22 protein-coding genes and 1 other annotated feature are annotated in these 21,483 nt (G+C 48.9%); of the genes, 15 read left to right on the top strand and 7 right to left on the bottom strand.

The genetic code is table 11. The features are described 5' to 3' along the window. Nucleotides 1-72 precede the first annotated feature (72 nt). The 4 genes from yqaB (at nucleotide 73) to luxS (ending at nucleotide 3,369) form a co-directional block, all read left to right on the top strand. A complete protein-coding gene (gene yqaB, locus ACIPUG_RS20395; RefSeq protein WP_039465264.1) occupies nucleotides 73-639 on the top strand; it encodes a fructose-1-phosphate/6-phosphogluconate phosphatase in 567 nt (188 codons plus the stop codon). Next, a complete protein-coding gene (locus tag ACIPUG_RS20390) occupies nucleotides 636-1,064 on the top strand; it encodes a YqaA family protein (protein WP_039288358.1) in 429 nt (142 codons plus the stop codon). Before yqaB ends, ACIPUG_RS20390 begins: the two co-directional genes overlap by 4 nt. Before the next feature lie 82 nt (nucleotides 1,065-1,146). Continuing rightward, nucleotides 1,147-2,700, top strand: a complete 1,554-nt coding sequence (gene gshA / locus ACIPUG_RS20385) for a glutamate--cysteine ligase (protein WP_400339979.1) — start codon at nucleotides 1,147-1,149, stop codon at nucleotides 2,698-2,700. Between the two features lie 153 nt (nucleotides 2,701-2,853). Next, a complete protein-coding gene (gene luxS / locus ACIPUG_RS20380; RefSeq protein ID WP_010286009.1) occupies nucleotides 2,854-3,369 on the top strand; it encodes an S-ribosylhomocysteine lyase in 516 nt (171 codons plus the stop codon). A 69-nt stretch (nucleotides 3,370-3,438) separates the two neighbouring features. Here luxS and ACIPUG_RS20375 read toward each other — a convergent pair whose 3' ends face one another. Next, nucleotides 3,439-4,233, bottom strand: a complete 795-nt coding sequence (locus ACIPUG_RS20375) for an inner membrane protein YpjD (protein ID WP_010286006.1) — start codon at nucleotides 4,231-4,233, stop codon at nucleotides 3,439-3,441. 170 nt (nucleotides 4,234-4,403) lie between these two features. Between ACIPUG_RS20375 and ffh the strand changes: the two genes are divergently transcribed. From ffh to ACIPUG_RS20345, 6 genes are all read left to right on the top strand, one after another. Then, complete coding sequence (gene ffh / locus ACIPUG_RS20370; RefSeq protein WP_010285999.1) at nucleotides 4,404-5,765, top strand: signal recognition particle protein; 1,362 nt, start codon at nucleotides 4,404-4,406, stop codon at nucleotides 5,763-5,765. 157 nt (nucleotides 5,766-5,922) lie between these two features. Then, nucleotides 5,923-6,171, top strand: a complete 249-nt coding sequence (gene rpsP / locus ACIPUG_RS20365; RefSeq protein WP_010285998.1) for a 30S ribosomal protein S16 — start codon at nucleotides 5,923-5,925, stop codon at nucleotides 6,169-6,171. Nucleotides 6,172-6,189: 18 nt separating this feature from the next. Beyond that, nucleotides 6,190-6,738: a ribosome maturation factor RimM gene (rimM, locus tag ACIPUG_RS20360; RefSeq protein WP_010308358.1), complete on the top strand. Its 549-nt coding sequence runs from the start codon at nucleotides 6,190-6,192 to the stop codon at nucleotides 6,736-6,738. A 38-nt stretch (nucleotides 6,739-6,776) separates the two neighbouring features. After that, a complete protein-coding gene (gene trmD, locus ACIPUG_RS20355; RefSeq protein ID WP_010285995.1) occupies nucleotides 6,777-7,532 on the top strand; it encodes a tRNA (guanosine(37)-N1)-methyltransferase TrmD in 756 nt (251 codons plus the stop codon). A gap of 62 nt (nucleotides 7,533-7,594) precedes the next feature. Continuing rightward, nucleotides 7,595-7,942, top strand: a complete 348-nt coding sequence (gene rplS, locus ACIPUG_RS20350) for a 50S ribosomal protein L19 (RefSeq protein ID WP_010285987.1) — start codon at nucleotides 7,595-7,597, stop codon at nucleotides 7,940-7,942. A 233-nt stretch (nucleotides 7,943-8,175) separates the two neighbouring features. After that, nucleotides 8,176-8,541 carry a hypothetical protein gene (locus tag ACIPUG_RS20345; RefSeq protein WP_014916312.1) on the top strand — a complete coding sequence of 122 codons (366 nt, stop codon included), beginning with the start codon at nucleotides 8,176-8,178 and terminating at the stop codon, nucleotides 8,539-8,541. Between the two features lie 217 nt (nucleotides 8,542-8,758). Here ACIPUG_RS20345 and ACIPUG_RS20340 read toward each other — a convergent pair whose 3' ends face one another. The 3 genes from ACIPUG_RS20340 to btsR form a co-directional block, all read right to left on the bottom strand. After that, the gene (locus ACIPUG_RS20340) at nucleotides 8,759-9,697 is read right to left on the bottom strand and encodes a class I SAM-dependent methyltransferase (protein WP_039530304.1); all 939 of its coding nucleotides are present in this window, start codon (nucleotides 9,695-9,697) and stop codon (nucleotides 8,759-8,761) included. A 262-nt stretch (nucleotides 9,698-9,959) separates the two neighbouring features. Further along, nucleotides 9,960-10,307, bottom strand: coding sequence for a DUF2799 domain-containing protein (locus tag ACIPUG_RS20335; protein ID WP_400339996.1), 348 nt, complete (start codon nucleotides 10,305-10,307; stop codon nucleotides 9,960-9,962). Between the two features lie 46 nt (nucleotides 10,308-10,353). Next, on the bottom strand, nucleotides 10,354-11,070 hold the full coding sequence (gene btsR, locus ACIPUG_RS20330; protein ID WP_010306189.1) for a two-component system response regulator BtsR: 717 nt from the start codon (nucleotides 11,068-11,070) through the stop codon (nucleotides 10,354-10,356). A gap of 249 nt (nucleotides 11,071-11,319) precedes the next feature. Here btsR and ACIPUG_RS20325 point away from each other — a divergent pair, with 249 nt between their 5' ends. Next, nucleotides 11,320-12,393, top strand: coding sequence for a 3-deoxy-7-phosphoheptulonate synthase (locus tag ACIPUG_RS20325; protein WP_094369832.1), 1,074 nt, complete (start codon nucleotides 11,320-11,322; stop codon nucleotides 12,391-12,393). A gap of 6 nt (nucleotides 12,394-12,399) precedes the next feature. Continuing rightward, nucleotides 12,400-13,521, top strand: a complete 1,122-nt coding sequence (gene tyrA / locus ACIPUG_RS20320; protein ID WP_180774881.1) for a bifunctional chorismate mutase/prephenate dehydrogenase — start codon at nucleotides 12,400-12,402, stop codon at nucleotides 13,519-13,521. Between the two features lie 81 nt (nucleotides 13,522-13,602). Here the strand turns inward: tyrA and pheA are convergent, their stop codons facing one another. The 3 genes from pheA to bamD all read right to left on the bottom strand — a co-directional run bounded on the left by pheA (nucleotide 13,603) and on the right by bamD (nucleotide 16,506). After that, a complete protein-coding gene (gene pheA / locus ACIPUG_RS20315) occupies nucleotides 13,603-14,763 on the bottom strand; it encodes a bifunctional chorismate mutase/prephenate dehydratase (RefSeq protein WP_014916307.1) in 1,161 nt (386 codons plus the stop codon). Between the two features lie 28 nt (nucleotides 14,764-14,791). After that, nucleotides 14,792-14,917 (bottom strand) — a sequence feature (Phe leader region). 194 nt (nucleotides 14,918-15,111) lie between these two features. Continuing rightward, nucleotides 15,112-15,450 (bottom strand): ribosome-associated translation inhibitor RaiA, encoded by a 339-nt coding sequence (raiA, locus tag ACIPUG_RS20310; protein WP_010285968.1) that lies wholly within the window; start codon nucleotides 15,448-15,450, stop codon nucleotides 15,112-15,114. Between the two features lie 321 nt (nucleotides 15,451-15,771). Then, entirely contained in the window at nucleotides 15,772-16,506 is a 735-nt protein-coding gene (bamD, locus tag ACIPUG_RS20305; RefSeq protein WP_010285959.1) for an outer membrane protein assembly factor BamD, read from the bottom strand. A 134-nt stretch (nucleotides 16,507-16,640) separates the two neighbouring features. Here bamD and rluD point away from each other — a divergent pair, with 134 nt between their 5' ends. From rluD to clpB, 3 genes are all read left to right on the top strand, one after another. Next, on the top strand, nucleotides 16,641-17,618 hold the full coding sequence (gene rluD / locus ACIPUG_RS20300; RefSeq protein ID WP_014916306.1) for a 23S rRNA pseudouridine(1911/1915/1917) synthase RluD: 978 nt from the start codon (nucleotides 16,641-16,643) through the stop codon (nucleotides 17,616-17,618). Between the two features lie 43 nt (nucleotides 17,619-17,661). Beyond that, the gene (gene yfiH / locus ACIPUG_RS20295) at nucleotides 17,662-18,387 is read left to right on the top strand and encodes a purine nucleoside phosphorylase YfiH (RefSeq protein WP_119871679.1); all 726 of its coding nucleotides are present in this window, start codon (nucleotides 17,662-17,664) and stop codon (nucleotides 18,385-18,387) included. A 133-nt stretch (nucleotides 18,388-18,520) separates the two neighbouring features. Beyond that, entirely contained in the window at nucleotides 18,521-21,097 is a 2,577-nt protein-coding gene (gene clpB, locus ACIPUG_RS20290) for an ATP-dependent chaperone ClpB (RefSeq protein ID WP_039556103.1), read from the top strand. Nucleotides 21,098-21,483: the final 386 nt, after the last annotated feature.

Here is a 21,483-nt window from a genome sequence, read left to right as displayed (position 1 = left end):
GTTATTGAGTAAGCGACAACGTTTTCACTTTACGATAAAGTAAGCTCTCTTTTCAGTGATCATGGAGTCATGATGTACGATCGCTATCAAGGGCTGATCTTTGATATGGATGGCACCCTGCTTGATACCGAACCAACGCACCATAAAGCGTGGGATCAGGTTCTTGCCCGATATGGTATGAGATATGATGCCAGTGCCATGACAGCATTGAACGGCTCGCCCACCTGGCGTATTGCACAGCGTATTATCGACAGCCATCAGGCTGATATTGATGCTCACCAACTCGCGGCGGAAAAAACCGCTGTTGTTGAGGAAATGCTGCTGGATACCGTAAAACCACTACCGCTGATTGATGTTGTTAAGCACTATCGCGGACGGCGTCCTATGGCAGTTGGCACAGGTAGTACACATGGCATGGCTGATAGATTGCTAACGCATTTAGGGCTGCATGATTATTTTGATGCAATCGTTGGGGCTGATGATGTTACACAGCATAAGCCTTTCCCCGATACCTTTCTGCGTTGCGCTACATTGATTTCTGTCGCACCAGAACACTGTATCGTGTTTGAAGATGCAGACTACGGCATTGAAGCCGCTAAACGCGCTAACATGGCCGTGGTTGACGTCCGTACATTGTGAGTGAGTTCTGGGCCGTCTTTTCTCTTTTCTGGAGTAGCCTGCTCAGTGCAACACTGCTGCCTGGCAGTTCGGAAGTGCTGCTGGTAACGTTATTGCTTGCGGATAGCGCAAAGCCCTACCTGTTGATTGCTGTGGCAACGGTAGGAAATACGCTGGGTGGGTTAACAAATATTTTTATAGGGCGCTTACTCCCTCAGCCAAAACAACAAGCTGGGTATTCGGTGGCCATGCGCTGGTTACAGCGCTATGGCTGCGCTGCGTTGTTATTTAGCTGGGTGCCGGTAGTAGGCGATTTATTGTGCGTGTTAGCGGGTTGGCTACGCATGCCCTGGGTGCAATCGGCGGTTTTCATTGGTATTGGAAAAGCGCTGCGGTATATCGTATTGACGGGTATAACGTTGCAGGGGATGGCGTGGTGGTCTTAACCAGATTGCAATGCGAACTGGTGAGTGCTGCTGAGTTTCAATTATGCTTACAACCATTACATTTTAACAACGGGAGGTCGATTTGATCCCGGACATTTCAGAAGCACTTTCTTGGCTGGAAAAACACCCACTGGCAGTGAAGGGTATTCAGCGTGGAATTGAACGCGAAACATTGCGCGTAACAGCAAACGGACATCTTGCTACGACCGGGCACCCCGAGATATTGGGTTCGGCGTTGGCACACCCGTGGATTACGACAGACTTTGCAGAAGCGCTGTTAGAGTTTATTACGCCGGTTGATAAAGATGTCGATCATCTGTTGACGTTTCTGCGCGATATTCATCGTCACGTTTCCCGCAATCTGGGCGATGAGCGGATGTGGCCATTGAGCATGCCGTGCTTTATCGACAGCGAGCAAAATATAGAGCTGGCGCAGTATGGCTCATCAAATATCGGGCGCTTCAAAACGCTTTATCGTGAAGGGCTGAAAAACCGCTATGGCGCGTTGATGCAGACTATTTCCGGCGTGCATTATAACTTCTCTCTTCCGCTGTCATTCTGGCAGGCGCGAGAAGGAGTTGCTGATGCAGAAAGCGGGAAAAAAGCTATTTCAGCGGGATACTTCAGGCTGATCCGTAACTATTACCGCTTTGGCTGGGTGATCCCTTATCTGTTTGGCGCTTCTCCAGCGATTTGCTCTTCCTTCCTGAAAGGTCGGGAGACCGCACTACCGTTTGAGCGTACGGAAAAAGGCATGCTCTATCTGCCTTATGCGACCTCTCTGCGGCTCAGTGATTTAGGCTATACCAATAAGTCACAGAGCAATCTGGGAATTACGTTCAACGATTTGGACACCTATGTTGCTGCGTTAAAACGCGCGATAAAAACGCCATCTGAGGAATATGCTCGGGTTGGTATGAAGAAGGATGGTCGTTATCTACAATTGAATACGAACGTCTTGCAGATTGAGAACGAGCTGTATGCGCCGATTCGTCCGAAGCGTGTGACGCGTGCGGGTGAAACGCCATCTGATGCCTTGTTGCGTGGCGGAATCGAATATATCGAGGTGCGTTCACTGGATATCAATCCTTTCTCTCCGACCGGGGTGAGTGAAAGCCAGGTTCGTTTCCTGGATTTATTCCTGATCTGGTGTGCACTGGCAGATGCACCTGAAATGAGCGCGGATGAGCTACTGTGTACGCGTAAAAACTGGAACCGAGTGATCCTGGAAGGGCGTAAGCCTGGGCAAACGGTAGGTATGCGGTGTGAAACCATCCAGCAGCCAATTGCTGAAGTGGGGAAATCTCTGTTTGCAGATTTACGTCGCGTTGCGGAAGTTCTGGACGCGGAAAACAATCAACCGCACTATCAGCAGGTATGCGATGAGCTGCTTGTTGGTTTTGACGATCCAGAAACGACGTTCTCTGGCCGACTATTAACGTTGATGAAGCAAGAGGGCAATGGTAGCGTGGGGCTGAATTTAGCGGAAGAATACCGCAAAATGCTCAGCAGCGAGCCGCTGCAGGTGTTGGCGGAAGAACAATTGGCTGCTGCGAGCGAGAACTCCTGGCAGCGTCAACGTCAGATTGAGTCTGAAGATACGATGAGTTTTGACGACTATCTGGCGACGCATTAAAAAGAAAAGGCCACAGGAACTGTGGCCAAATAAACATCTCTAATAGGGATGATGATAATAAATGCGCGTCTTTCAGTAAGTCAGACTCGCATAAAAAGGAAAAGTTCTCGGAAACGAGAAAAAATGAATTTTTTTCTTTGAGGAGGTGGAATTATGCCGTTACTAGACAGCTTTACCGTTGACCATACCCGTATGGCCGCACCTGCAGTTCGGGTCGCTAAAACCATGAAAACCCCTCATGGCGACAATATCACGGTATTTGACCTGCGCTTCTGTCGTCCGAACATTGAAGTCATGCCAGAGCGTGGTATCCACACGCTAGAGCACCTGTTTGCGGGCTTTATGCGCGATCATTTAAACGGTGATGGCGTTGAAATTATCGACATTTCTCCGATGGGATGCCGTACGGGTTTCTACATGAGCCTTATTGGTACGCCGGATGAGCAACGTGTTGCTGATTCTTGGAAAGCGGCGATGGCGGACGTTCTGAAAGTGACCGATCAGCGTAAAATTCCTGAGCTGAACGAATTCCAGTGTGGCACCTATGAGATGCACTCACTGAAAGAAGCTCAGGAAATTGCTCAACACATCGTGGATCACGATATTGGTATCAACCAAAATGACGATCTGGCGCTGCCGAAAGATAAACTAGCCGAGCTACATATCTAGTTTCTTGGATAGGCACAGATAAAAAAAGAGAACCGAAGTAGGTTCTCTTTTTTTATGCTCGCGAACGCGTCAGACTGCGAGGAAGTGCTGTATAACCCGGCTGCCAAAGTAGGACAGCGTGAGCATAAGGGCGCCGATCAGGCTGAACCAGACGACGCGCCGTCCCCGCCATCCTTCATGGTAATGTCCCCAGAGCAGCAGAATATAGATGAACCAGGCAAACAGGGAGAACACGGCCTTGTGCAGGTTCTCTTTGTTATCGATCAGGTCATCCATATAGAACAAACCAGTACAGAGCGTCAGCGTGAGCAGAATGACGCCAATCTGCGTAATGTGAAACATCTTGCGTTCAATGCCCATCAGCGGCGGCATATCAGCGGCAAATCCCAGCTTTTTATTCTTGAGCAGATAATCAAGCCAGGCGAGTTGAAGCGCATAAAGGGCAGCAATTAGCAGCGTTGCATAGGAGAAAAGGGCCAGTCCGATATGGATCATCAAGCCTGGCGACGCTTCCAGATGCGTAATAAATTCACTCGGCATGAAGCTGGCGAAGGCCAGATTGATCAGCGCAAAGGTGTAGACAATAGGAAGAATAAACCAGCCACGATCGCGCGTGGCGACAAATGTCATCACCGTACAGATGATGAGGCTGACCAGAGAACCGATATTCAGCAAGCTAAGGTTTTGGCCGACCTGAACATCGAAAATGCGTTGATAGAGCGCCACCGCATGACAAATTAGCGCAGCGCTGGCCGAGAGTATTGCCAGCCGACGATATGCACTGTTCTTGCGCAGCAGACTGGGGATAATCAGTCCGAGGCTGAGTGTGTAGGCGACAAGCGCCACAATAGCGAAAACAGACATACAAATTAGGTTATTAAATATCAACTAGGTAAAATGAAGAATCAGTATAGCGTTAGTCGCCGTGGGCACCAACAGTTCTCCGTCAGCAGCGCTGAGATCGTTCCCGCTTTTGTGTATAATCTCTTCCATTCGTGTCGCGCTGGCGGCCTGTCTTACGTTGAGCATGAGATATGTTTGAAAATTTAACCGATCGACTCTCGCGCACATTGCGCAATATCAGCGGCCGCGGGCGGTTGACTGAAGACAACATAAAAGAAACGCTGCGTGAAGTGCGTATGGCATTGTTGGAAGCCGACGTCGCGTTACCTGTGGTGCGTGATTTTATCAATCGCGTGAAAGAGCGTGCTGTCGGACATGAAGTCAATAAAAGTCTGACGCCGGGGCAAGAGTTCGTCAAGATTGTTAAGAATGAACTCGTCAGCGCAATGGGTGAAATCAACGCTGAGCTGAATCTTGCTGCGCAACCACCGGCGGTTGTTCTGATGGCCGGTCTGCAAGGTGCGGGTAAAACGACCAGCGTGGGCAAATTGGGTAAATTCCTGCGCGAAAAGCAGAAGAAAAAAGTGCTGGTGGTTTCAGCTGACGTTTATCGCCCTGCGGCGATTAAACAGTTGGAAACATTGGCCGAGCAGGTGGGCGTCGATTTCTTCCCGTCAGACGTGCAGGAAAAGCCACTGGCTATCGTAGAACGTGCGTTACAGCACGCTAAGCTGAAGTTCTATGATGTCTTGTTAGTCGATACCGCGGGTCGTCTCCACGTTGACGACGCGATGATGGACGAAATCAAGCAGGTTCACGCGGCGATTAAGCCGGTTGAAACGCTGTTTGTGGTTGATGCCATGACGGGGCAGGATGCGGCGAATACGGCGAAAGCCTTTAATGAAGCGCTGCCGCTGACCGGTGTGATCCTCACTAAAATTGATGGTGATGCCCGTGGCGGTGCGGCGTTGTCCATCCGCCATATTACTGGCAAGCCAATTAAATTCCTCGGTGTCGGCGAAAAAACCGAAGCGCTGGAGCCGTTCTACCCTGAGCGCGTTGCTTCGCGAATTCTCGGTATGGGCGATGTGCTTTCACTGATTGAAGATATCGAAAGCAAGGTCGATCGTACACAGGCAGAAAAGCTTGCTAATAAGCTGAAGAAGGGCGATGGGTTCGATTTGACCGATTTCCTGGATCAGCTCAAGCAGATGCGCAACATGGGCGGCATGGCAAGCATGATGAGCAAGATGCCGGGCATGGGGCAACTGCCTGATAATGTTAAGTCACAAATGGATGACAAGGTGCTGGTGCGTATGGAGGCGATCATTAATTCGATGACGCGTCAGGAACGAGCCAAACCTGAGATTATTAAAGGATCGCGTAAACGTCGTATCGCGCAGGGTTCCGGAATGCAGGTACAGGACGTGAACCGTCTTCTGAAACAGTTCGATGACATGCAACGAATGATGAAGAAGATGAAAAACGGCGGTCTGGCGAAAATGATGCGCGGTATGAAAGGGATGATGCCACCTGGATTCCCGGGACGTTAATCACCGAAATCGATGGTGTAAAGAAACTCTTGGCGTGATTATACGCTTTAGATTGCTTTTTGCGCCAAAATGAGTAAAATTTTCGGGCTTTTTATATGACATACTGGGCTCCGTTCCTCGATGGGGCCCAGTTGTTTTATTCACTAAAGAGGATGTTATGGTAACAATTCGTTTGGCACGTGGCGGCGCGAAAAAACGCCCCTTCTATCAAGTAGTCGTGACCGATAGCCGCAATGCGCGTGATGGTCGTTTCATCGAGCGCGTAGGTTTCTTCAACCCAATCGCATCTGGTCAAGCAGAAGCCCTGCGTCTGGATCTGGACCGTATCGAGCATTGGCTTGGTCTGGGTGCAACTGTGTCTGATCGCGTATCTTCGCTGATCAAAGACGCTAAAAAAGCAGCATAACCTGTTGCGGTGGTGATAATGAGCAATCAACTCAGCCCAAAACCTCCTGTTAACCCGATTGTGATGGGGAAGATAGGGTCGGCATATGGCATCCGAGGTTGGCTCAGAGTGTTTTCATCCACCGAAGATGCCGAGAGCATTTTTGATTATCAACCTTGGTTCATCCAGAGTAAAAGCGGTTGGCAGCTTGTCGAGATTGAAGGCTGGAAGTATCACAATCAGGATCTGATCATCAAAGTGAAAGGTGCTGATGACCGTGATGCGGCTAATTTACTGACCAATTGTGAAATTGTCGTAGATTCGTCACAACTGCCCGATCTGGGCGAAGGTGATTATTACTGGAAGGATCTTATTGGCTGTCAGGTCGTGACCGTAACGGGTTATGAGTTAGGTAAAATCATCGACATGATGGAAACCGGCTCGAACGATGTGATGGTAATAAAGGCCAACCTGAAAGATGCCTTCGGAGTCAAGGAACGGCTGGTTCCGTTCCTCACTGAACAGGTTGTTAAGCGCGTCGACCTTTCTGCTCAAACTATTGAAGTAGATTGGGATCCTGGTTTTTGAACTCTGAATCGACCAGTAGTACCCAGCGGAACGAGACTATGTGGATTGGGGTGATTAGCCTGTTTCCAGAGATGTTCCGGGCAATTACTGATTACGGAGTCACTGGCCGGGCAGTTAAAAATGGCCTGCTGAACGTACAGTATTGGAGTCCTCGCGACTTCACTTACGATCGGCATCGCACCGTGGACGATCGGCCTTATGGCGGCGGCCCCGGAATGCTGATGATGGTGCAACCTTTACGGGATGCGATCCACGCAGCAAAAGCAGCGGCAGGCGAAGGCGCGAAAGTGATTTATTTATCACCTCAGGGCCGTAAATTAGATCAGCAAGGCGTACATCAACTCGCTACGAACCAGAAGATGATTCTGGTCTGTGGACGGTACGAAGGGATTGATGAGCGCGTAATTAAAACCGAAATCGATGAAGAATGGTCGATCGGCGATTACGTACTCAGTGGTGGGGAACTGCCAGCGATGACCCTGATTGACTCCGTTGCCCGCTTTATACCGGGCGTTCTGGGGCATCAGGCTTCAGCAGAAGAAGATTCTTTTGCCGATGGATTGCTGGACTGTCCTCATTTCACTCGCCCTGAAATACTGGAAGGCATGGAGGTTCCGGCAGTGTTACTGTCTGGTAACCATGCGGAGATACGTCGCTGGCGATTGAAGCAGTCGCTGGGCCGAACCTGGCTTAGAAGACCTGAACTTCTGAAAAGCCTAGCTCTGACTGACGAGCAAACAAGGTTGCTGGCTGAGTTCCAACGTGAATATCAGTCTGAGCAACAAGAGTATTAGGTGGTTACGCCGGTTTACCGCGCGAACCCAACTATCAGTTTACCTAGGGTAAGAGACATATTATGAGCAACATTATTAAGCAAATCGAAGACGAACAAATGAAGCAGGACGTACCTGCATTTCGTCCGGGTGATACCGTAGAAGTGAAGGTATGGGTTGTTGAAGGTAGCAAAAAACGTCTGCAGGCATTCGAGGGCGTGGTTATCGCTATTCGTAACCGCGGTCTGCATTCTGCATTCACTGTTCGCAAAATTTCTAACGGCGAAGGCGTGGAGCGTGTATTCCAGACTCACTCTCCGGTTGTTGACAGCATCGCTGTTAAACGTCGTGGTGCCGTGCGTAAAGCCAAACTGTACTACCTGCGTGAGCGTACTGGTAAGTCTGCTCGTATCAAAGAGCGTCTTAACTAAGATAGCGCTTTCGCAACATCCGAAAGTTGTTATTTATAAGGGGTTTAGCCAAAGGCTAAACCCTTTTTTTATGCCTGATAGTGGCAGCCTTTGCTGAAAAATGTTTCGCCTAATGAAAAAATTCATCGGTAACAGCCGTTGAAAGTGACCTGTAAATCTTCTGGTGATAGGATATTTCCTGATGTAACATTTCGCATCTATATTATTAAAAACTAAAGGAAGAGCTAATCTATATGCGCAAACTATTATTCATTCCTCTCTTTTTTTCCTCGTTTATGGCAGCAGCTGGCTTTATCCACCCTATGGATTTTGATAACTCCGAAGCTCAGAAAAATGAAGTTATTGAGTTTATAAAAGAGACGGTGAAGCAGGATTACTGCGAGAGTGGTTTTGATATGTGCCAGGAAAGTATGTTGCGTATGATGGAGAAGGAAAACCTCAACGCCTTCAAGCTTGCCACTAAAGCTAAAGATAGAAAAATAATGGATAAGGTCATAGAGGATTACTGTGAAAGCGGCTTTGACATGTGCAATTACAGTAACATTTATATGATGTACAAAGAAAATCTTAAGGCGAGCAAACAGTCCCTTGAGTGGTAGCTCCCCTCTCTGAGCGATACCCAGGCATTATTATGACAGTAAAAAGCCCACCATCTTGGTGGGCTTCGCTTTCCCTGGTGTCATCATTATTGTTTGAATTTCAGTACCATGATGACATTAGGCGTGGTTATTTTATAAACGTTTATACAGATCAATTTTTCAATATTGATCGGTTACGGCGATCAAAACATCGTGTTGATACCGCTTTTTACCCTGTTTAGAACGGCTTATTCGCGATGACAGTTGGGTACATATTCATATGATCGTTAATGAACTGAATATCTGTAAATCCTGCCTGTTCTAGCTGCGACTGTGTTTTTTTGTGGGTACGAAACGCCGTCCACGTTGCACCAATAATGCGTGAGAAAAGGACATATTGGAGGGCTAGCAATTTTGGATCGGTATTTATCCATGGGGAATCTTGCGACAGCGTAGGGGGCGGTGTCATAAAGCTGGTTATCAACGTACCTCCAGGTTTCAGCCCAGAGTAGAACACGCGGTAAAGCTCAGTAACTTTGTCATCATCTTGTTCATAGACGTTGAGTCCGTTGCTGGTAATCACATCTGCCTGTGCTGCCAAATCTATTGTCCAGGCATCGGCCAGTACCAACGATATCTTATTTTCCAGCCCTTGCTGACTAGCAAGTTTATAAGCTTCTTCCAGCGCCTGTTTATCTAGATCGATCCCGATTAATTTAACATCTCGATGCCGCGTATAGTCCAACAGCAATAAGTCGGCCATGACACCGCAGGGGACAGATACCATGATAGCGTCGGGGCGCAAGAGTTCTTGAAGCAGGCGTTGGAAAATGCCAAATCGTTCACGTGTTGCCAAAACGCTGGGTAGCTGTGTGTAGATGATTTCTTCGAGGGGATTAACATAGTGGGCTGGCTGATGTGCTATCACATTATGCGTCCAGTACGCATTTAACCCGTGATGTTTTATTAAAAACTGGCCTAGCTCAAGGTGAGAGAAAGCGTCCAGAAGCGCGAGTTGTTCCTCTACGGAAATGCCGGGATGGTCGCCGGACTCGATAATTTTGTTCTTTATCGCAGCGACTCGTTCATCATGGCTTTCCTGTGATGAGGTAGCGTGTGATAAGAGTCTTGAACTGCTATTTAGAGACGGGTTATGAGGCTTGCTTGAACCGGACATATGAGCACTCCACAATATCAATCGCTATTAGGAATAATAGATTTAACTATCAGTGAGATATGCATTTTCGTTATCTCAGTATCAGGTTGTTAATAACCTAATGTGATTATTTAATGTGAGCGATAATAGAGGGGAGGTATGTCTGATGTATTTCTGTGCGAGTACAAAAGTGAGTGGAATTGTTACCAGATGCGATGAACCATAGCGTTTTGCCAGCTAAATTGCTGATGAGTATGGGTCATCGTTTATCTTTAGGAGGATGTTAAGGCAGGCTCTGTTGCCAGCGAGTTCGCAATATCTCAGCATTCTCTACGCCATCGCAGCTGGCGGGAAAGTTTTTCCCTGCTTTTCCCCATTCTTCCATGTTATCTGTACCGCAAAAAGCCGACTGTCCGGTCTGATAGCCACGCAGGTAGGTTTCACGGTCAACTTGAGGGTTACCAAACCATTCCTGCAAAGTGCTATCATCCTTTACGACCATGCCAGAAATTGCATCCTGATAACCTGTTTCGTACCAGAAGCCCGACTCACTTTTAGCGGGTAGCGACGGGACGTTGCTTTGGCATGCTGTCATTAAAAGAACTACAGCCAAGACATAACTGTATTTCATCATCAAACCTTCAATGTTGCGGCCATTGGCCTGAAGAAGCACCGCATCAGGCGATGCCTAATTTTTCTTTCAGTAATTTGAGATAGCGGCGACTGACGGGGATGTGTTTTCCCGTATGCGTCAATACTTCTGCTGCGCCGTTTTCCATTAACTGGATTTCTTTCAGCTGTTCCGTATTAACCATATATTGACGATGGCAACGGACGAAGGGCGTTTTCTCTTCCAGTGTTTTCAGTGAAAGTTGGGTATAGCCGGACTGGCTGACGCCCACGACGTGCACGCCGCTGAGTTCTGAACAAAGATACTCGACTTCTTCAATCTTGAGCAAAAAAATACGATTGTGTCCGTTACAGGGAATATGGCGGAGTAAGGGCTCTGAAATTATCTGTACGTTTTTATTTACACTAACGCCGCGGCGTAAACGATTTAGCGTTTTACTGAGTCGCTGTGCATCCAGCGGTTTAAGTAAATAGTCGAAAGCATGTTCTTCAAATGCCCTCACCGCGTACTCATCATAGGCTGTCACGAAGACGACATAAGGCATATTTTCTGGATCCAACATGGCGACCAGCTCTAATCCGCTGACCTTTGGCATTTGTATATCCAGAAAAATCACATCGGGTTGCAGCCGGTGGATAGCCGGTATCGCCTCCAGTGCATTGCTGCACTGTGCAATGATGGTGATATCAGACTCGTTTTCCAGTAGCAGGCTGAGCTCTTCACGTGCCAGCTGTTCGTCATCGATGATTATGGCTTTCAGCATCCTTCCCCCTTGTTGGCGTGATTCTATCACTATTCACGCTTGGGATTAGCATGGTTGCATCGGGAAGTGATAGAGCAGGCAGATATCGTTTTTCTGGCAATATTTAGGGTGGTAATTTTTTATTTACACTAAGTGGATTGAAATCTTTACGGTTCGTGTTATGGTGTAAACATCACGCGTAGGCAGGTTGTACAGACAGTAGTCTTTACAGACGATCGCGAATATACCGAACTTTTCAGGAATGGGATCATGCAAAAAGATTCACTTAACAATATTAATATCAGTGCAGAGCAGGTTTTAATTACTCCCGATGAATTAAAAGCTAAGTTTCCGCTTAACGACGCAGAACAGCGCGATATTGCGCAAGCGAGAGCGACCATTGCGGATATCATTCATGGTCGTGATGATCGGTTGCTGATCGTCTGCGGGCCTTGCTCGATTCATGATACGGATGCCGCGTTGGAATACGCGCGCCGTCTGAAGTCACTTGCCGCTGAATTAAGCGATAGCCTCTACATTGTGATGCGTGTTTATTTTGAAAAACCGCGTACCACAGTGGGCTGGAAAGGGCTCATCAACGATCCGTTCATGGATGGTTCATTTGATGTGGAGTCAGGATTGCACATCGCGCGTGAGCTGCTGCTGGAACTGGTGAATATGGGACTGCCGCTGGCGACCGAAGCGCTTGATCCGAACAGCCCGCAGTACCTGGGCGATTTATTCAGCTGGTCGGCTATCGGTGCACGTACAACAGAATCACAAACGCACCGTGAGATGGCTTCCGGCCTGTCGATGCCTGTTGGGTTCAAAAACGGCACGGATGGCAGTCTGGGAACGGCGATCAACGCGATGAGAGCCGCTGCAATGCCGCATCGCTTTGTGGGTATCAATCAAACGGGTCAGGTCTGTCTGCTGCAAACGCAAGGGAACATTGATGGTCATGTGATTCTGCGTGGCGGTAAAAAACCAAACTACAGTGCGCAGGATGTCGCCGAATGTGAAAAACAGATGCAGGAAGCGGGACTGAGACCTGCGCTGATGATAGATTGTAGTCACGGTAATTCGAATAAAGACTACCGCCGTCAGCCACTTGTTGTTGAATCTGCGATTGAACAAATCAAGGCGGGAAATCGTTCCATTATAGGTTTGATGCTGGAAAGCCACCTTAACGAGGGAAGCCAGTCTTCAGAACAGCCGCGTGCAGATATGCGCTACGGTGTATCAGTCACGGATGCCTGTATCAGTTGGGAAAGCACAGAGACGTTGCTGCGTTCCGTTCATCAAGAGCTGAGCGCTGCACGAGTGAAACATTCAGGAGAGTAACAAAATATGGTAGCTGAACTGACCGTATTGCGTGATCAGATAGATGAGGTAGATAAGGAGCTTGTCGCGCTGTTATCACGTCGGTTGCGTTTAGTGGCGGAAGTGGGTGAAGTGAAAAGCCGCCATGGTTTGCCCATCTATGCGCCCGATCGTGAAGCGGCCATGCTCAGCTCACGTCGTAAAGAAGCTGAGTCGATGGGCGTTCCGCCGGATCTTATTGAGGATATCCTGCGGCGTACCATGCGCGAATCCTACACCAGTGAAAACGACAAAGGCTTTAAAACGCTGTGTCCGCAGTTGCGTCCCGTTGTTATCATCGGTGGCCGCGGGCAAATGGGTAATCTGTTTGAGAAAATGCTGACGCTGTCGGGCTATCAGGTGAGGATTCTGGAGCAAGATGACTGGCCGCGCGCGGATGAACTGCTGTCTGATGCCGGCATGGTGATTGTTAGCGTGCCGATTCACGTGACTGAACAGGTGATTGCTCGTCTGCCTGCTTTGCCGGATGACTGTATCTTGGTTGATTTGGCATCGGTAAAAAATGGCCCGCTTCAGGCGATGTTGGCGGCGCATAGTGGTCCGGTACTTGGTCTGCATCCTATGTTCGGGCCAGACAGCGGTAGCCTTGCCAAGCAGGTTGTCGTCTATTGTGACGGTCGGCAGCCAGAAGCCTACCAGTGGTTGCTGGAACAGATTCAGGTGTGGGGCGCGCGTCTGCATCGTATCAGCGCGGTCGAACACGACCAAAACATGATGTTCATTCAGGCGCTGCGCCACTTCGCAACATTTGCCTATGGTCTGCATTTAGCGGAAGAGAATGTACAGCTTGAACAGCTATTAGCGCTGTCATCGCCAATCTATCGTCTGGAATTGATCATGGTTGGACGGCTGTTTGCGCAGGATCCGCAGCTGTATGCCGACATCATTATGTCTTCAGAGGATAATCTGGCGTTGATTAAGCGTTACTACAAACGTTTTGGCGAGGCGATTGAGCTACTGGAGCAGACGGATAAAGCACAATTTATCAACAGCTTCAAGAAGGTCGAACACTGGTTTGGCGACTATGCCAAACGTTTTCAGGCGGAGAGCCGTGTGCTTTTGCGTCAGGCAAACGATATTCGTCAATAAGCACGTTTACTATCTTGGTTGTGTTTAAGAAGCCATCCCGGGGATACCAGGATGGCTTTTTTAATTATTCGTTCACATTGACTATTCGTTCACATCCACGGGTACGACGTTTTCACTCGGGTAGCAGCCCAACACTTTTAACGAGCGGGTGATGGGGGCTAATCCTTTTAGCGCTTTCTGCATGGCATCGCTGCGCAGGTTGGCCTGTACGTCCAGATAGAACATCTCTTCCCACGGGTTACCGTTGATCGGCCTGGATTCCAGCTTGGTCATCACAATGCCGTTATCACGCAATACCAGCAGAGCTTCTACCAGCGCACCTGACTGTTGGCCGGTTGCCATAATTAGCGTGGTTTTTGCCGGCACTTGTTCCGTCACATCAATCGGCTTGCGTGCTAATACAATGAAGCGGGTGATGTTTTGCGACTGATTTGCCAGATCGTGTTCCAGCATCTGTAGCTGATAAAGCTGGCCACCGGCTTCGCTGCCGAGTGCCGCTGCTTTTGGGGAGTTGAGTGCAGCCACTTTTTCCATCGCTGCAGCTGTGCTCTCACAATATTCAATCTTCCAGTGTGGAAAACGATTAATGAAATGGCTGCACTGCTGGAACGGCTGCGGATGGCTGTAAACCGTTTCGATCTGTTCCAACGACGTATCGGTAGCAACTAAAACGCAGTGATTTATCGGGTTGGTTAATTCGCCGACGATGGATAAAGCCGTGTGCTGCAGCAGGTCGTAGACGTCGTTGATCGAGCCAGAGCTGGTGTTTTCAATCGGCAGAACGGCATAGTCCGCTTGCCCTGTTTCCACCATATTGAAGATGTCCTGAAATTTCTGGCAACCACACTCAACAAATTGCTCGAAATGTCGTGCGGCATATTGGCGCGCGGCAAGATGGGAATAAGAGCCTTTCGGACCGAGAAACGCAATACGGGCAGAGTGTGACGTTGTTTGGTTGAGGTGATGCTGTAAGAGCGCCTGCTGCGTCAGTACCGAATCTTCAATGATGAGCTGAAATAAGCGGGTAATGTAGTGACCATCAAGATGATGCTTTTTCCCAGCTGCTGTCAGTTTGTCCAGCAAATCACGCTCACGCTCTTTGTCACGAATTGGGCGATGCGAATGCAATTTGCTGCGGGCAACGTCCAGCGCGAGCTCTCGTCTTTGTGCCAACAATTCAATTAATTGCAGATCCAATGCGCTGATGCGTTCTCGCAGTGCCAGTAATGGGTTGTCTGTCATGATGCTGTTACCTGTCTTATGTTCTTATATAAAAAAAGCCTCCTGGTCAGGAGGCTTTTTTGTTCGTCTTCGTATTCTTGCTCTTACGACGAATCGCCTCCCAAATCAGGGGAAGGTGAAAAAGAATACGAAGAAGAACAGTTTATTTGTCATGTTTACTCGGTTAGTCAGGAAGATATCCAGATTCTGAGTAGGTAAGGTAACTGTTGGCTTTTCATCCTGTCAATACAAAATCGCCGAGCGCAATGTTAAACGGGGTATCGCGTTGGCGCTTTAGGACGTGGATTACGACGCCTGGAATGCAAAAACGCGCCCTCAGGCGCGTTATATTGAGGTAAAGAGGGCGAGTTACTCTTCTTGAGTCGGCTGGAGATTTGCTTCTTTGACGCTAGCTACCGCACGTCTGGCTTCACCTTTATGCTGGAGTTTGTCCAACTGACGTTCGAGCTTGGTAATTAGCTCATTGATGGCGGCATACATATCATCATGCTTGGCGCTGGCAACCAGCGGACCATTTGGCGTACTGATAGTGGCATCGGCCACAAAACCCTGTGGTTCTTTTGACAAAATAATATGTGGGTTAATCAGCTGGGTTTGCCACTTGTCCAGCTTAGAAAGACGGTCTTCGACATGTTGACGAATTGCGGGGGTGATATCCATTTGCTTACTGGTAATATTAATAGTCATATAAACTTACCTCTCTGCCTATGTCCGTCTTGGATAATTTCAGCATACAGTGAGTTGTGACAAAAAGCGTGATATTGATCGCTTTTTTTCGTCACTTTTTGTCAAGAAAACGCGATTTGTGAAGCATCATCGGGAATAGGAGGGAAGTGCTTGAGGGGGCATCTGGCCTGTGCCATTATTGATAGGATGTATTGACGTTACCGCGCTGTTGTTGACTCCCGCCAACCTGTTTTTTCTGCATCATTAATGCATAGCCCACCGAACGAGCCATAAAAAACGGCAACCGAAGCTGCCGTCTTATTATTGTGTGCCACTTGTCGTTTATGCTGGATTCGCAGTGATGATTTTTGCAACTTTGTCCGCCTGAGCGGCCAGTTGCAGTTCGCGATAGGCATTTTCCATCAACGGCAGGGCATTTTTTGTTGCCTGAGTATCAGGGTAATCACGCAGCATTTGCTCAACGCGATTAACTACTGCCACATAAGCGCCGCGTTTCGTGTAGTATTGCGCGACAGAAAGTTCATACTTGGCCAGACGCTCTTTGAGGTAAACCAAACGCTTGTTTGCGTCGGTGGCGTATTGGCTGTTCGGGTATCCCTGAATGAGCTTGCTGAAATCCCGAAATGCGGTGCGGGCATACTGCGGATCGCGATCGGAACGATCAACGCCGAAGAAGCCTTGTAATGCACTGTCATCCAGCGCCATGTCGGTCAGGCCGCGCATGTACAGGACATAATCCACGTTTGGATGGGTCGGATTGAGTCGCAGGAAGCGGTCAATAGAAGCTTGGGCCAATGGCAGCTCTGCGGATTTGTAATAGGCGTAGATCAAATCCAACTGTACTTGCTGCGAGTAGGGGCCAAAGGGATACCGGTTATCCAGTGCTTCCAACTGCGTGATGGCTGCTTTAAAGTTGCCGTCCTGCAGTTTTTGTTGAGCATTGGCATAGATTTCAGATGGCGGACTATCAGGAACCGCATCTTTGGAATTGCTGGAGCAACCAGCCAGCGCCAGGCTCAACGTGGCGGCAGCCACCAGATATTTCATACGCGTCATGACGTTTTGATTATCCTCAGAATGTTATTCCGGGAGGCTGTCCGTTAAGCTCCCGATTTAGACCAGCTACAATAGTACATTATTTTAAACGGCGTCGCCGTCAAAACCCAACGTTAACGAAGAAGCTGCATAATATGGCACAACAAGTACAACTCACCGCAACGGTGGCCGAATCTCAACTCGGACAACGTTTAGATCAGGCTTTGGCCGAATTGTTCCCTGATTATTCACGATCCCGCATAAAAGAGTGGATTCTTGAGAATCGAGTACAGATTAACGGCAATGTCATCAATAAGCCAAAAGAGAAAGTACTTGGCGGCGAATCGGTAGCCATTGATGCATTGATTGAAGAAGAAGCTCGCTGGGAAGCTCAGGATATCAAGCTGGATATCGTGTATGAAGATGAGGATATCCTGGTCATCAATAAACCCAGAGATCTGGTGGTTCACCCCGGAGCGGGTAACCCAGATGGCACAGTATTGAATGCCTTGTTACATCATTATCCTGAGATTGTCGACGTGCCCCGTGCCGGGATTGTGCACCGACTTGATAAAGATACAACAGGGCTCATGGTGGTCGCGAAAACCGTACCCGCACAGACGCGTTTAGTTGAGGCGCTGCAGGCGCGTGAAATTACTCGTGAGTATGAGGCCGTGGCGATTGGCTCGATGACAGCAGGTGGCATGGTCGATCAGCCTATCGCTCGCCACTCAACCAAACGTACTCACATGGCCGTGCACCCAATGGGTAAGCCTGCCGTGACACATTATCGCATCATGGAACATTTCCGTGCGCATACCCGTTTACGGTTGCGTCTGGAAACGGGGCGCACCCATCAGATTCGCGTGCATATGGCGCACATTAATCATCCTTTGGTTGGCGATCAGCTATACGGTGGCCGTCCGCGCCCGCCAAAAGGCGCTTCGGAGGATTTCATTGAGACGCTCCGTGGGTTCGATCGTCAGGCGCTGCATGCCACCATGTTGCGTTTCTACCATCCTATTACTGGCATTCACATGGAATGGCATGCGGAATTGCCACAGGATATGGTCGATCTGATTAATGCGCTGAAAGCCGATACTGAAGCGTTTAAGGATCAGCTCGACTGGTAATGTATTCAATACGATAAGTGCCGATTTATAGAGGTGACGGACTATGCTGATATACCCCGACTGGCCTTTGCCAGAAAGTGTGAAATCTTGTAGTACGACGCGTGTTGGCGGACATAGTGGGGCACCTTATGATTCGCTGAATTTAGGGAATCATGTGGGCGATGAGCCTGCGCACGTTACCGCAAATCGGCAAGCGCTGGTGGAGATGGCTGGCCTTCCCACTATGCCGCATTGGTTGGAACAGGTTCATGGCACCGATGTGATTCGTATTGGCGAGACGTCCCCAACGTCTGTTTGCGGTGATGCCGCTTATACGGATCAGAAAGGGAAGGTCTGTGCGGTGATGACGGCTGACTGCTTGCCCGTGCTTTTTTGTGCAATCAACGGCGATGAAGTCGCTGCCGCCCATGCTGGCTGGCGCGGATTGCACGCGGGAGTATTGGAAGAAACGTTAGCCTGTTTCCGAGCACAACCCGCACAAATTATGGCGTGGCTGGGGCCTGCTATTGGGCCTGATGCCTTTGAGGTCGGTCCTGAAGTCAGGGATGCTTTTATTCAGCATGATATGGCTGCGGCCTCAGCATTTCGGCCTGAAGGAAATAAATTCTTTGCCGATATCTACCAACTGGCAAGTCTGCGCTTACGTGCCGCAGGGATAACGCAAATTTTTGGTGGAAATGCCTGTACTGTGAGTGAACCTCACAAATTTTTCTCTTATCGGCGTGATGGTGTGACTGGCCGTATGGCAAGTTTAATCTGGCTGATATAACCTATTGAATTAAGACGATCCAAGACAAGTAACGTTTAAATCCTGTCACGACTGGCAAAATAACCTTGAAATTTTTGAGGGATGACCTCATTTAATCTCCAGTAGCAATTTTGACCAGTGTATGGGAGGTGTTATGCGTCTGGATCGTCTTACCAACAAATTCCAACTTGCTCTTGCTGATGCCCAGTCTCTCGCCCTTGGGCGCGATCACCAGTTTATTGAACCACTTCACTTGATGAGCGCCTTGCTTCATCAGGATGGTGGAACTGTTGGTCCACTTCTGACTGTTGCTGGAGCCAATCTTAACCACCTGAAAACCGAAATCGACCAGGCAATCACACGTTTGCCGCAGGTTGAAGGTACTGATGGTGATGTTCAGCCTTCTAGCGAGTTAGTCCGCGTATTGAATATGTGCGACAAGCTGGCGCAAAAGCGTGGCGATACCTTTATCTCTTCGGAGCTTTTCGCGCTTGCTGCGCTGGAGTCTCGCGGCACGTTGGGAGATATATTGAAAAAGGCGGGGGTTACGCAGCAAGGTGTAACAAACGCGATTGAACGAGTGAGAGGAGGGGATCAAGTGAACGATCAAGGGGCTGAAGATCAGCGCCAGGCATTGAAAAAATTCACGATTGATCTCACGGAGCGTGCGGAACAAGGCAAACTCGATCCTGTGATCGGGCGTGATGAGGAAATTCGCCGCACTATTCAGGTTTTGCAACGTCGAACCAAAAATAACCCGGTATTAATCGGTGAGCCCGGCGTGGGTAAAACCGCTATAGTAGAAGGGTTAGCCCAGCGTATCGTTAATGGTGAAGTGCCTGAAGGCCTGAAAAACAAGCGCGTACTTTCACTGGATATGGGCGCGCTGGTGGCGGGTGCGAAATACCGTGGTGAGTTTGAAGAGCGTTTGAAAGGCGTGCTCAACGACCTGTCTAAACAGGAAGGCAACGTCATTCTGTTTATTGATGAACTTCATACGATGGTGGGGGCAGGCAAAGCTGATGGCGCGATGGATGCCGGTAATATGCTAAAACCTGCGCTGGCTCGTGGTGAGTTGCATTGCGTCGGGGCGACAACGCTCGATGAGTATCGGCAATATATTGAAAAAGACGCGGCCCTTGAGCGTCGTTTCCAGAAAGTGTTTGTCGCTGAACCTACTGTTGAAGACACGATTGCGATTCTGCGCGGGCTGAAAGAACGTTATGAATTGCACCATCATGTACAAATTACTGACCCGGCGATTGTTGCGGCGGCCATGCTATCTAACCGCTATATAGCAGATCGTCAACTCCCGGATAAAGCGATTGACCTGATTGATGAAGCGGCATCCAGTATTCGTATTCAGATTGATTCGAAACCAGAGCCGCTTGATCGGCTTGAGCGTCGAATCATCCAGTTAAAACTGGAACAGCAGGCGCTGAAAAAAGAATCTGATGAAGCCAGCCAAAAGCGGCTTGAATTGCTGAGTGCGGAACTTGACCAAAAAGAGCGTGAATATTCCCAACAAGAGGAAGAGTGGAAAGCAGAAAAAGCGTCACTCACGGGAACACAGAATATTAAAGCGTCTTTAGAGCAGGCGAAAATTGCGCTGGAACAGGCTCGCCGTCAGGGCGATCTGGGGAGAATGTCTGAGCTGCAATATGGCAAAATCCCTGAGCTAGAGAAACAGTTGGCAGCAGCAACGCAGCAGGAAGGGAAAACGATGCATTTGCTGCGTAATCGAGTAACGGATGTTGAAATCGCGGATGTGCTGGCGCGTTGGACTGGGATTCCTGTTTCTCGCATGTTGGAAAGTGAGAAAGAAAAATTATTACGCATGGAAGATGAACTGCATCAGCGTGTGATTGGGCAGAACGAAGCCGTTGAAGCGGTAGCAAATTCTATCCGTCGTAGCAGGGCAGGGCTATCAGACCCGAATCGCCCTATTGGCTCGTTCCTGTTCCTTGGGCCAACAGGCGTTGGGAAAACGGAACTTTGCAAAACGCTGGCGACTTTCCTCTTCGACAGCGACGACGCCATGGTGCGCATCGATATGTCTGAGTTTATGGAGAAACACTCGGTTTCACGCTTGGTCGGTGCGCCTCCAGGATATGTCGGTTATGAGGAGGGGGGATATTTGACGGAAGCGGTACGCCGTCGTCCTTATTCTGTCATTTTGCTAGATGAGATCGAAAAGGCACACCCTGATGTGTTTAATATCCTGCTTCAGGTATTAGATGATGGGCGCCTCACTGATGGTCAGGGCAGAACGGTCGACTTCCGTAATACTGTGGTCATCATGACGTCCAATCTGGGATCAGACCTTATTCAGGAGCGTTTTGGTGAGCGCAGCTATACCGAAATGAGAGATATGGTGCTCGAAGTCGTTAGCCACAGCTTCCGCCCCGAGTTTATTAACCGTATCGATGAGGTCGTGGTATTCCACCCATTGGGAAGGGCGCATATTACGTCGATCGCACAAATTCAGCTTCAGAGACTGTACAAGCGTCTTGAAGAGCGTGGATATAGTGTCACGATCACGGATGCAGCTTTAGATATGCTTGGGGAAGTCGGGTTTGATCCTGTCTATGGTGCTCGTCCGCTTAAAAGAGCGATACAGCAACTGATAGAGAACCCACTCGCTCAGCAGATGCTGGGGGGGAAATTGATACCCGGTAAACCGATCACATTAGATGTTGACGGCGAACAGATAGTCGCGCGGCAAGAATAATGCGAGTGAACTGGTAAGCGATCAACGGAAGCATTCGTTAACGAATGCTCCCGTTTTCACATTATGAGCTCAGGTTGTATTCACTTTTTGTATGTGAAGTGTGCGAAATGGTGTCTTTTGGCTTGTTTTTGAACGGTTGGAAAATAATTTGCATTTATAGCTTGTCAGTGGCCGAGAAGTCCCTATAATGCGCCTCCACTGACACGGCAACAGCGACACGCCGTTGCGGTGACAGGAAAAAAGATTCAACGAAGGCAGTCAGTAATGACTTGACTTCACAGCGGAAAAGCATAGTATATGCAGCCCGCGCCACCGATGAAGTGGCACTGCTCTTTAACAATTTAATCAGACAATCTGTGTGGGCACTCACAAGACCGTATCTTAAC

This window comes from Pectobacterium sp. CHL-2024 (genome assembly GCF_044751765.1).
GTDB classification, from domain to species: Bacteria; Pseudomonadota; Gammaproteobacteria; order Enterobacterales; family Enterobacteriaceae; genus Pectobacterium; species Pectobacterium brasiliense.
Note: the sequence above shows the minus strand (reverse complement) of the source record. Positions and strands in the feature narration are given on the sequence as shown.

What these genes read in the sequence shown, in the direction of transcription:
- rluD (WP_014916306.1), top strand. Translation starts at nt 16,641, where the DNA reads ATGGCACAACAAGTACAACTCACCGCAACGGTGGCCGAATCTCAACTC.
- rpsP (WP_010285998.1), top strand. Translation starts at nt 5,923, where the DNA reads ATGGTAACAATTCGTTTGGCACGTGGCGGCGCGAAAAAACGCCCCTTC.
- ACIPUG_RS20375 (WP_010286006.1), bottom strand. Translation starts at nt 4,233, where the DNA reads ATGTCTGTTTTCGCTATTGTGGCGCTTGTCGCCTACACACTCAGCCTC.
- btsR (WP_010306189.1), bottom strand. Translation starts at nt 11,070, where the DNA reads ATGCTGAAAGCCATAATCATCGATGACGAACAGCTGGCACGTGAAGAG.
- yfiH (WP_119871679.1), top strand. Translation starts at nt 17,662, where the DNA reads ATGCTGATATACCCCGACTGGCCTTTGCCAGAAAGTGTGAAATCTTGT.
- tyrA (WP_180774881.1), top strand. Translation starts at nt 12,400, where the DNA reads ATGGTAGCTGAACTGACCGTATTGCGTGATCAGATAGATGAGGTAGAT.
- clpB (WP_039556103.1), top strand. Translation starts at nt 18,521, where the DNA reads ATGCGTCTGGATCGTCTTACCAACAAATTCCAACTTGCTCTTGCTGAT.
- rimM (WP_010308358.1), top strand. Translation starts at nt 6,190, where the DNA reads ATGAGCAATCAACTCAGCCCAAAACCTCCTGTTAACCCGATTGTGATG.
- rplS (WP_010285987.1), top strand. Translation starts at nt 7,595, where the DNA reads ATGAGCAACATTATTAAGCAAATCGAAGACGAACAAATGAAGCAGGAC.
- bamD (WP_010285959.1), bottom strand. Translation starts at nt 16,506, where the DNA reads ATGACGCGTATGAAATATCTGGTGGCTGCCGCCACGTTGAGCCTGGCG.
- ACIPUG_RS20335 (WP_400339996.1), bottom strand. Translation starts at nt 10,307, where the DNA reads ATGAAATACAGTTATGTCTTGGCTGTAGTTCTTTTAATGACAGCATGC.
- ACIPUG_RS20340 (WP_039530304.1), bottom strand. Translation starts at nt 9,697, where the DNA reads ATGTCCGGTTCAAGCAAGCCTCATAACCCGTCTCTAAATAGCAGTTCA.
- pheA (WP_014916307.1), bottom strand. Translation starts at nt 14,763, where the DNA reads ATGACAGACAACCCATTACTGGCACTGCGAGAACGCATCAGCGCATTG.
- luxS (WP_010286009.1), top strand. Translation starts at nt 2,854, where the DNA reads ATGCCGTTACTAGACAGCTTTACCGTTGACCATACCCGTATGGCCGCA.
- yqaB (WP_039465264.1), top strand. Translation starts at nt 73, where the DNA reads ATGTACGATCGCTATCAAGGGCTGATCTTTGATATGGATGGCACCCTG.
- trmD (WP_010285995.1), top strand. Translation starts at nt 6,777, where the DNA reads ATGTGGATTGGGGTGATTAGCCTGTTTCCAGAGATGTTCCGGGCAATT.
- ffh (WP_010285999.1), top strand. Translation starts at nt 4,404, where the DNA reads ATGTTTGAAAATTTAACCGATCGACTCTCGCGCACATTGCGCAATATC.
- ACIPUG_RS20325 (WP_094369832.1), top strand. Translation starts at nt 11,320, where the DNA reads ATGCAAAAAGATTCACTTAACAATATTAATATCAGTGCAGAGCAGGTT.
- raiA (WP_010285968.1), bottom strand. Translation starts at nt 15,450, where the DNA reads ATGACTATTAATATTACCAGTAAGCAAATGGATATCACCCCCGCAATT.
- ACIPUG_RS20345 (WP_014916312.1), top strand. Translation starts at nt 8,176, where the DNA reads ATGCGCAAACTATTATTCATTCCTCTCTTTTTTTCCTCGTTTATGGCA.